The sequence below is a fragment of the Ameyamaea chiangmaiensis genome (assembly GCF_013376175.1).
GTDB classification, from domain to species: Bacteria; Pseudomonadota; Alphaproteobacteria; order Acetobacterales; family Acetobacteraceae; genus Ameyamaea; species Ameyamaea chiangmaiensis.
In genome coordinates, this window is sequence record NZ_JABXXR010000327.1 from 1 (window position 1) to 999 (window position 999).

Annotated in this window: 2 protein-coding genes; both read right to left on the reverse strand. The window is 71.5% G+C overall.

Features of this window, described 5'->3' with window-relative positions; all coding sequences use genetic code 11:
• Positions 1-574, reverse strand: a 574-nt coding sequence (lpxK, locus tag HUK82_RS16830) for a tetraacyldisaccharide 4'-kinase (protein WP_394367517.1), incomplete at its 3' end; no start/stop codon positions are given.
• A gap of 6 nt (positions 575-580) precedes the next feature.
• A partial coding sequence (locus HUK82_RS16835) for a 3-deoxy-D-manno-octulosonic acid transferase (protein WP_394367518.1) occupies positions 581-999 on the reverse strand: 419 nt, incomplete at its 5' end.

The window sequence follows — 999 nt, forward strand, 5'->3', positions numbered from 1 at the left end:
CGATGATAACCACCGCGCGCGCGCGGTCGAACGCCTGGCGCAGCGGTTCGCGCAGGGGGCCGGCCGGCAGGACATGGCCGTTGCCGAAGCCCGCCGCCCCGTCCACCACAAGCACCGGCAGGTCCTGGAACAGCGTGGTGTTTTGAAACCCGTCATCGAGCACGAGACAGTCCGCCCCCGCGGCAACCGCCGCCCGTGCCCCGGCGCTGCGGTCGGCCGACACCCACGTGGGTGCGTGGGCCGCCAGCAGCAGGGCCTCGTCCCCCACCATGGCCGCGGTGTGCAGCGCGGGGTCGACCTTGACCACGCCACGCACCTGACCGCCATAGCCGCGCGTCAGGCAGTGCACGTTCCGTCCCCGGTCGCGCAGACGTTCGACCATGTCGATGGCCAGCGTCGTCTTGCCGGCTCCGCCGACGGTCGCGTTTCCGCAACACAGCACCGGCACGCTAGCGTGCCAGCGGGGACGGCAGGCGCGGCGCACGGCGACCGCAGTGACGACCCGCTCGATCGGCGCAAGCAGACGCGGCACGGCGCGCGCACGTGTGTCGGACCAGAAGCGGGGCGCGATCAGCATCACCTAGAACGAGCGCAGACGTGTGGCGAAAAGATGGACGATGTCGCCGGCCGCCGACACGCGCGCATGACTGTCGTGCGCGCGGCGGGCGACTTCGTCGGGGTCGTCCAGCATGGCGCCGACCCAGCGCGCGAGGGACACGGAGTCCTGAACGCGCGCCACGTCGTCCCCCAGTCGGGCATAGGCCTCGTTGAAATTGCCGGTTTCGGGGCCGACGGCCACCGCGCAGCCCAGTTGCGCGGGCTCGAACGGGTTATGACCACCCGTCGCGGGCGGTAGGCTGTTGCCCAGAAAGACGATGTCGGCCAACCGATAGAACAGGCCCATCTCGCCCAGCGTGTCGGCAATCCAGAGCACGTCTTCGGCGCGCGGCAGCCCCCCTGTGGCGCGCCGCGGCGGAACGCGTCCGCCATCGGCCAGTG